Source organism: uncultured Oscillibacter sp. (assembly GCF_900546705.1).
Classification (GTDB): domain Bacteria; phylum Bacillota; class Clostridia; order Oscillospirales; family Oscillospiraceae; genus Oscillibacter.
Map to the genome: position 1 here is coordinate 63,247 of NZ_URDP01000006.1, position 7,947 is coordinate 71,193.

The 7,947-nt window shown below is 60.1% G+C and carries 7 protein-coding genes; 5 read left to right on the forward strand and 2 right to left on the reverse strand.

Annotated elements, in window-relative coordinates; translation table 11 throughout:
* Positions 1–312 precede the first annotated feature (312 nt).
* Positions 313–1,896 (forward strand): asparagine synthase B, encoded by a 1,584-nt coding sequence (gene asnB / locus QZS13_RS02675; RefSeq protein WP_295585162.1) that lies wholly within the window; start codon positions 313–315, stop codon positions 1,894–1,896.
* 87 nt (positions 1,897–1,983) lie between these two features.
* On the forward strand, positions 1,984–4,071 hold the full coding sequence (locus tag QZS13_RS02680; RefSeq protein WP_295585164.1) for a glutamine synthetase III: 2,088 nt from the start codon (positions 1,984–1,986) through the stop codon (positions 4,069–4,071).
* Positions 4,072–4,122: 51 nt separating this feature from the next.
* Here the strand turns inward: QZS13_RS02680 and QZS13_RS02685 are convergent, their stop codons facing one another.
* Positions 4,123–4,812: an LrgB family protein gene (locus QZS13_RS02685; RefSeq protein WP_295585166.1), complete on the reverse strand. Its 690-nt coding sequence runs from the start codon at positions 4,810–4,812 to the stop codon at positions 4,123–4,125.
* On the reverse strand, positions 4,809–5,171 hold the full coding sequence (locus QZS13_RS02690; RefSeq protein ID WP_295585168.1) for a CidA/LrgA family protein: 363 nt from the start codon (positions 5,169–5,171) through the stop codon (positions 4,809–4,811). The genes QZS13_RS02685 and QZS13_RS02690 overlap by 4 nt, the downstream gene beginning before the upstream one ends.
* A gap of 227 nt (positions 5,172–5,398) precedes the next feature.
* On the opposite strand from QZS13_RS02690, the gene QZS13_RS02695 reads away from it, so the two are divergent.
* The 3 genes from QZS13_RS02695 to QZS13_RS02705 form a co-directional block, all read left to right on the forward strand.
* Positions 5,399–5,947, forward strand: coding sequence for a zinc dependent phospholipase C family protein (locus QZS13_RS02695; RefSeq protein WP_295585170.1), 549 nt, complete (start codon positions 5,399–5,401; stop codon positions 5,945–5,947).
* Between the two features lie 325 nt (positions 5,948–6,272).
* Entirely contained in the window at positions 6,273–7,286 is a 1,014-nt protein-coding gene (gene aroF / locus QZS13_RS02700) for a 3-deoxy-7-phosphoheptulonate synthase (protein WP_295585172.1), read from the forward strand.
* Between the two features lie 3 nt (positions 7,287–7,289).
* Positions 7,290–7,947 (forward strand): prephenate dehydrogenase/arogenate dehydrogenase family protein (locus QZS13_RS02705; RefSeq protein WP_295585174.1); only part of this gene is annotated, 658 nt, incomplete at its 3' end.

Sequence of the window (7,947 nt, forward strand, 5' to 3'; positions counted from 1 at the left end):
CCAAACATCAAAGTTGATAAACCAAACGGCGTTGATGGAGAAAAGTACCGCAGGCGTTCCGGTCCAGTGAGCGGGGGAGAGTGGAAACCCCGTACCAAAGAACCGGCGGGAAGAACACTCCGGAGCCGCAATCCGAACGCGGAGGCTTCCGTCAGTAAGTGCGACGAGTTGTGATCGTTACATCACACAGGCTTGTTAGAGCCGGGAAAGGGGCCCTTTCGGGGGCAAGTTAGGTGGCACCGCGGATCGCAGCTATTCGTCCTAAAATTTTAGGAGGAAGCTGCGTTTTTTATTTTCCGGAGGTGCTTTTTTATGTGTTCCATCATGGGCTTTTCCAAGAAAACCCGCTCCAAGGCGGAGATCCGTCCTTACTTTGACCGTACCCTCTCCCGGGGGCCGGACATGTCCCGCATCATTGAGACGCCCACCGGCTACCTGTGCTTCCACCGTCTGGCCATCATGGGCCTGACGGAGGCCGGCATGCAGCCGTTCCAGCTGGGGGACGACTACGTGGTCTGCAACGGCGAGATCTACGGCTTCCGCCGCCTGCGCCGCCAGCTGATGGAAAAGGGCTATACCTTCCAGAGCGGCAGTGACTGCGAGGTGCTGCTGCCTTTGTACCGGGAACACGGCCTGGACATGTTCGCCATGCTGGACGCGGAGTTCGCCCTCGTTCTCTATGACGGTGCCACCGGCGAGCTGATCGCCGCCCGGGACCCCATCGGCATCCGCCCGCTGTACTACGGCTACGACACCGACGGCGGCATTGTGTTCGCCAGCGAGGCCAAAAACCTGGTGGGCCTTTGCGGCAAGGTCTTCCCCTTCCCTCCGGGCCACTACTATGCCGGCGGCAAGTTCGTCCGCTATGCCGACCTGACCCATGTGGACCACTACATTCACGACGATCTGGACACCGTGTGCAAGGGCATCCGGGACCGGCTGATTGCTGCCGTGGATAAGCGGCTGGACGCGGACGCCCCCTTAGGCTTCCTGCTCTCCGGCGGCCTGGACTCCTCTCTGGTGTGCGCCATCAGCTCCAAGGTGCTGGGCAAGAAGATCCGCACCTTCGCCATCGGCATGGACACCGATCCCATCGACCTCAAGTACGCCCGGGAGGTGGCCGACTACATCGGCGCCGATCACATGGAGGTGACCATGACCCGACAGGAAGTGCTGGACGCCCTGGAGAAGGTCATTGCATTGCTCGGCACCTGGGACATCACCACCATCCGGGCCAGCATCGGCATGTACCTTTGCTGCAAGGCCATCCACGAGCGCACCGACGTGCGGGTGCTGCTCACCGGTGAGATCTCCGACGAACTGTTCGGCTACAAGTACACGGACTTTGCCCCCAGTGCCGAGGCGTTCCAGAGAGAGTCCCAGAAGCGGATCGAGGAACTGCACATGTACGACGTGCTGCGGGCCGACCGCTGCATCTCCGTCAACTCCCTGGAGGCCCGGGTTCCCTTCGGCGACCTGGATTTTGTCAAGTACGTCATGTCCATCGATCCGGCCATGAAGCTCAACACCTACAACATGGGCAAGTATCTGCTGCGCCACGCCTTTGAGAAGGATCACCTGCTGCCCGACGACATTCTCTGGCGCCAGAAAGCCGCTTTCTCCGACGCGGTGGGCCACTCCATGGTGGACGATCTGAAAGCCTATGCCGAGGAGACCTACACCGACGAGGAATTTGAGACGCTGCGTCAGAAGTACTCCTACCGCACGCCGTTCACCAAGGAGAGCCTCCTCTACCGGGAGATCTTTGAAAAATACTATCCCGGCCAGGCGGCCATGATTGCCGACTACTGGATGCCCAACAAGGATTGGGCCGGCTGTGACGTGGATGACCCCTCCGCCCGCTGTTTGTCAAACTACGGCGAGAGCGGGAAGTGAATTCCGCGATTTTTATAGGTATTACCCATTGCGTTCCCGCAATTTTATGGTACTCTTTATAGTAAGGAAATAGAGGAGGATGAACGTATGAGCACCACACCCAAGCTTCCGGACCTGTTTGGGAGCATGGTTTTTAATGAAGAGACCATGAAAGAGCGGCTTTCTTCCGCATCCTACAGCGCCTGGAAAAAATGCATCACCGACGGCACGTCGCTGGATCTGGCCACCGCCAACGAGATCGCAGAAGCCATGAAGCAGTGGGCCGTGGAAAAGGGCGCCACCCATTTCACCCACTGGTTCCAGCCCATGACCGGCGTCACCGCCGAAAAGCACGAGAGCTTCATCTCCCCGGTGGGCGGCGGCAAGGTCATGATGGAGTTCTCCGGAAAAGAGCTGGTGCGCGGCGAGTCCGACGCATCCTCCTTCCCCTCCGGCGGTCTGCGGGCCACTTTCGAGGCCCGGGGTTACACCGCCTGGGACCCCACTTCTTTTGCCTTCATCAAGGAAGGCACCCTCTGCATCCCCACCATCTTCTGCTCCTACGGCGGTGAGGCCCTGGACAAAAAGACCCCCCTGCTTCGGTCCATGGATGAGGTCAGCCGCCAGGCGGTGCGGATTTTGCGGCTGTTCGGTGACACGGAAACCAAGCGTGTCACGCCCCAGGTGGGCCCCGAGCAGGAGTACTTCCTCATTGACAAGGATCTCTACTCCAAGCGGATGGACCTGCGGATGACCGGCCGCACCCTCTTCGGTGCCAAGCCCCCCCGGGGCCAGGAGCTGGATGACCACTACTACGGTGCCATCAAGCCCCGGGTCGCTGCCTACATGAAGGACCTGGATGAAACGCTGTGGGCTCTGGGTGTGCTCAGCAAGACCAAGCACAACGAGGTGGCCCCCTCTCAGCACGAGATGGCCCCCATTTTCACGGACGCCAACGACGCCTGCGACAAAAACCAGCTGACCATGGAGATGATGAAGAAGGTGGCCGACCGGCACGGTCTGGTCTGCCTGCTCCACGAAAAGCCCTTTGCCGGCGTCAACGGCTCCGGCAAGCACGACAACTGGTCCCTGGGCACCGACACCGGCAAGAATCTGTTCCGCCCCGGCTCCACTCCCCGTCAAAACGCCCAATTCCTGCTGTTTTTGGCGGCCTTCGTCAAGGGTGTGGATGAATATCAGGACTTCCTCCGGGCCACGGTTGCTTTTGCCGGCAACGACCACCGGCTGGGCGCCCAGGAGGCGCCGCCTGCCGTGCTGTCCATCTTCCTGGGCGACGAGTTGGGCGCCGTGGTGGACTCCATCATCCGCGGCACCGAGTTCAAAGAGCATGGCAAGCGCACCCTGCAAATCGGCGTGGATGTGCTGCCCGCCATCAGTCAGGACAACACCGACCGCAACCGCACCTCCCCCATGGCCTTTACCGGCAACAAGTTCGAGTTCCGGATGCTGGGCTCCTCTCAGTCCATCTCCGGCCCCAACATCGCCCTCAACACCATTATGGCCGAGGAGCTGGAGCAGTTCGCCGACCAGCTGGAAAAGTCCGAACACTTCCAGGAGGATCTCCAGGCCCTCATCAAAAAGACGTTCACCGATCACCAGCGCATCATCTTCAACGGCAACGGCTACGATGACGCCTGGATTGCCGAGGCCGAGCGCCGCGGTCTGTGCAACTTCACGTGTACCGTGGATGCCCTGCCCATGTACACCGCCCGGAAGAACATCGACCTGTTCGTCAAGCACGGTATCTATACGGAAGAGGAGATCAACGCCCGGGCCGAGATCCATATTGAAAACTACACCAATGTCATTGCCATCGAGGCCAAGACCATGGTGGACATGATCCGCCACGAGATCCTGCCTGCCGTCTCCGCTTACGCCGGTGCCTTGTGCGGCCGGGCCGCGGAGAAGAAGGCCCTTGGCGTTGCCTGCGGCTTCGAGACCTCCACCGCCGCCAAGGTGTCGGAACTGACCGACCAGCTGTCCGGCCTTTGCGACAAGATGGCCGGGGACATTGCCGCCACTCCCGCCGAGCCCACCCGCGCCATGGTGTACAGCCACGACGTGCTGACGCCGGACATGAAGGCTGCCCGCACGGCGGCGGATCAGCTGGAGACCATCACCGCCAAGGAGTACTGGCCCTTCCCGGTGTATGCCGATTTGCTGTTCTCCGTCTGACAGAACAAAAAAAACCGCCCGTCCCAATGGGACGGGCGGCTTTTTGTGCCCTCAGAGGATCAGTCCGAAAAACAGGGCCAGGATGGTGGTGACGATGCCGCAAAGGCCAATGGCAATGCCGCTCATGGCTCCCTCCGTCTCACCCATCTCCAGCGCCTTGGCCGTACCCAGCGCGTGGCTGCATGCGCCGATGGCCAGTCCGGCCTCCATGGGGTTCCGCACCCGCAGCAGCCGGATCAGCAGCGGCGCGCACAAATTGCCCAGAATGCCGGTAAAGATCACCGCCGCCACTGTAATCGGCACGATGCCGCCGTGGCCCTCGGCAACCGCCGTGGCAATGGGGGTGGTGACGGACTTGGGCAGCAGCGATGCCGTCAGCGACGCATCCAGGCCGAACAGCCGGCACAGTACCCACACCGACGCCACGGACGCCACCGCCCCCGCCGTGCATCCCACCAGAATGGGCAGCAGATTTTTCTTCAGCATCTCCCGCTGAGCGTACACCGACATGGCGATACACACAGTGGCGGGGGACAAAAAGAGGTTGATGAGGCTGCCGCCCACATCATAGTTTTCGTAGGGAATATGGAACACCACCAAAACGGCGATGATCATCAGCGAAGCCAGTACCAGGCTGTTGCAGATTACAAGACCTGTCTTTTTCTGAATTTTCACACCCAGCACATAGCAAAGAGCCGTCAGAGCGATGCCAAAAAAGGACGAGGATGTCAGCTCCATCATCTCCGCTTCCCCCTTTCCATACACTTGAGCGTCAGCCGGACGGCCCACACCGTCACAGCGAAGGTCACCACCATGGACACGACGCAGATCACCAGCAGCGCCACCAGATTGCTCCGCAGCACGTCCACGTAATTTATAATGGACACCACTGCCGGGACAAAGAAAAAGGGAAGATTCCCCAGCAGGAAGTCGGACTTTTCCTGGATGTGTTCCGTGCGGATGACGCCGATCCCCAGCAGAATCAGCAGCGCAGCCATACCGATGATACTGGCCGGCAGGGCAAAGGGAAGCACGGCTTCCACACATTGGCTCAGCCAGCAAATGCCGAACAGCAGCGCCACTTGTAAAATGATTTTCATGATGCAACACCTGACTTATGCGAAAAGTTTCTCTCATTCTAGAGGCTTCCCCGCCGGAAGTCAAACCCAAGAAGCGCCCCGGCGCCATTTTCAGCGTTTCGACACAAGGACGTCTGTCCGCCCGCTAAAATCCTGTTAACATTTATTTTAACTTTTTTTGCTTGCACCACCCACAGGACCCGTGCTATACTCTGCTTGTCGTAAAAAACTCGGTATGGAGGTGCCTCGTGCAAAAACGCAGTCATAAGCTTCTCGCATCCACGCTTTTACATGCCCAGGACGGCTTTTCCGCCCGCCGCTTCGAGCTGGCGTTCCTGTTCGGTTCCTTTCAGCCCGATTGCAATCCCCTCACCTATCTGAAAGGCTCCCGCCGGGCCCGCAAGCTGCGGGGACATAACTACTCCAACTCCCAGCCCTATATCGCCTCTCACATCGCCAAGCTGCAAAACCGCCGGCGCTGGACCATGTGGCAGTACTACACGCTGGGCAAGCTCACCCACTATCTGGCCGACGCCTTTACCTATCCCCACAACGAAAACTACCCGGAGAGCCTGGTGGCCCATCGGCAGTACGAGGACGACCTGCGCTCCTACCTTGCCCAGTACCTGCGCTTTCGCAGCCTGCGCCGCCAGCAGTTCCGGGCAGATCTGACCGCCGCCATCGAGGAACTGCACCGGCAGTATATGGAGTCCCAGGCCTCCATGCAGCGGGACGTGCAGTACATTCTCCAGGCCACGGCCATGCTCATGGCCGGTGTGCGTCCGGCGGCTGCCTGAGCCGACGCTCCTGGCAGTTTCTGTGAAAAAACGCCAGATTTTTTCTGCTTGTTTGTCAGAATTGTCACTTTCCTTTTTCCCCGGCTGGTGTTATCCTTTAAATATCTAAAGTGCCCGAAAGGAACTCCATCTATGAACCACACCATGTTCGCAGCTGAATACCGTTACTTTAGCTTTACCTATTTTTATGGTAAGGCTTATTTCGGTTGTGCTGAACGTGTGTGTGCGTGAGTGGGGCGCTTGAAAGCTACCCGTCCATCCTCGTCCGCAGCCAACCGGCTGCGGACGTTTTTTATTCATGAACCATATTCAGGAGGGATTCTCTATGATCGTCGTTCTCAAACACAACCCCAACCGCGACCAACTGGAAAGCCTGATTTCCTGGCTTCAGGAAAAGGGCATCATCATCCACACCAGCATCGGTGAGGCTCACACCATTCTGGGCCTGGTGGGCGACACCTCCCAGCTGGACATCGACCTGATCGCCGCGCTGGACATTGTGGAAGATGTCAAGCGGGTGCAGGAGCCCTACAAGAACGCCAACCGCAAGTTCCATCCCGAGGACACCGTGGTCAAGGTGGGCAACACCCAGATCGGCGGCGGCAACCTGACCATTATGGCCGGCCCTTGCTCCGTAGAGAGCGAGGAGCAGGTGGTGGCCATTGCCAAAGCCGTCAAAAAGAGCGGCGCCACCATGCTCCGGGGCGGTGCCTTCAAGCCCCGCACCTCCCCCTACTCCTTCCAGGGTCTGGGTGCCACGGGCCTGGAGTATTTGAAGGTGGCCCGCCAGGAGACGGGACTGCCCATCGTCACCGAGCTCATGGACCTGAGCCAGCTTCCCCTGTTCAAGGACGTGGACGTGATCCAGATCGGCGCGAGAAACATGCAGAACTTCGACCTTCTGAAGGCCGTGGGCCGTCAGGAAAAGCCCGTGATGATCAAGCGGGGCATGTCCGCCACCTACGAGGAGTGGCTCATGAGCGCCGAGTACGTCATGGCCGGCGGCAACGAAAACGTCATCCTCTGCGAACGGGGCATCCGCACCTTTGAGACCTACACCCGCAACACGCTGGACCTGGCCTGCATCCCCGTCCTTCGCAAGCTGACCCACCTGCCCATCATCATCGATCCCAGCCACGCCACCGGCAAGAGCTGGCTGGTGGACCCCCTGGCCATGGGTGCCGTGGCCACCGGCGCCGACGGTCTTTTGATCGAGGTTCACAATGACCCGGCCCACGCTTTGTGCGACGGTCCCCAGTCCCTGAAGCCCGAGGCGTTCGACGCCCTGGCCAAAAAGCTCTACAAGCTGCATGACGCCGTCAAGGCCATGGAGGAGTAAGGCATGAACGTTGGAATTGTGGGTCTGGGCCTGATCGGCGGCTCCATGGCCAAGAGCATCAAAGCCCGCACAGGCCACACCGTTTACGGCACGGACCTGAGTGCTGAAACCATGACCATGGCCCGCATGTGCGGTGCCATCGACGCCCCGCTGACGGAGGAGAACCTGCCCCAGTGCGATCTTCTTCTGGTGGCCATCCGGCCCCAGGCCGCCATCGACTGGGTGAAGTCCCATGCCGCCGCCATCTCCAAGTCCGCCATCGTGGTGGATCTTTGCGGCGTCAAGCGCAGCGTGGTGGCAGCTATCGCCCCGGTAGCGGAGCAGTATGGCTTTGCCTACATCGGCGGCCACCCCATGGCCGGTCGGGAGCGGGGCGGCTTTACTGCCGCCACCGATGACCTCTACGTGGGCGCGTCCATGATCCTCACGCCGGACAAGCGCACAGACATGCAGCTTCTGGAGACGCTGAAGGCCTTCTTTCTGGACGTGGGCTTTGCGGGACTCACCTTCTCCACCCCGGAAGAGCACGACCGCATTATCGCCTTCACCTCTCAGCTGGCCCACATCGCCTCCAGCGCCTACGTCAAGTCGCCGGAGGCCCAGCGCCGCCGGGGCTTCTCCGCCGGCAGCTTCCAGGACATGACCCGGGTGGCCCGGCTGG

What these genes read in the sequence shown, in the direction of transcription:
- asnB (WP_295585162.1), top strand. Translation starts at nt 313, where the DNA reads ATGTGTTCCATCATGGGCTTTTCCAAGAAAACCCGCTCCAAGGCGGAG.
- QZS13_RS02680 (WP_295585164.1), top strand. Translation starts at nt 1,984, where the DNA reads ATGAGCACCACACCCAAGCTTCCGGACCTGTTTGGGAGCATGGTTTTT.
- QZS13_RS02685 (WP_295585166.1), bottom strand. Translation starts at nt 4,812, where the DNA reads ATGATGGAGCTGACATCCTCGTCCTTTTTTGGCATCGCTCTGACGGCT.
- QZS13_RS02690 (WP_295585168.1), bottom strand. Translation starts at nt 5,171, where the DNA reads ATGAAAATCATTTTACAAGTGGCGCTGCTGTTCGGCATTTGCTGGCTG.
- aroF (WP_295585172.1), top strand. Translation starts at nt 6,273, where the DNA reads ATGATCGTCGTTCTCAAACACAACCCCAACCGCGACCAACTGGAAAGC.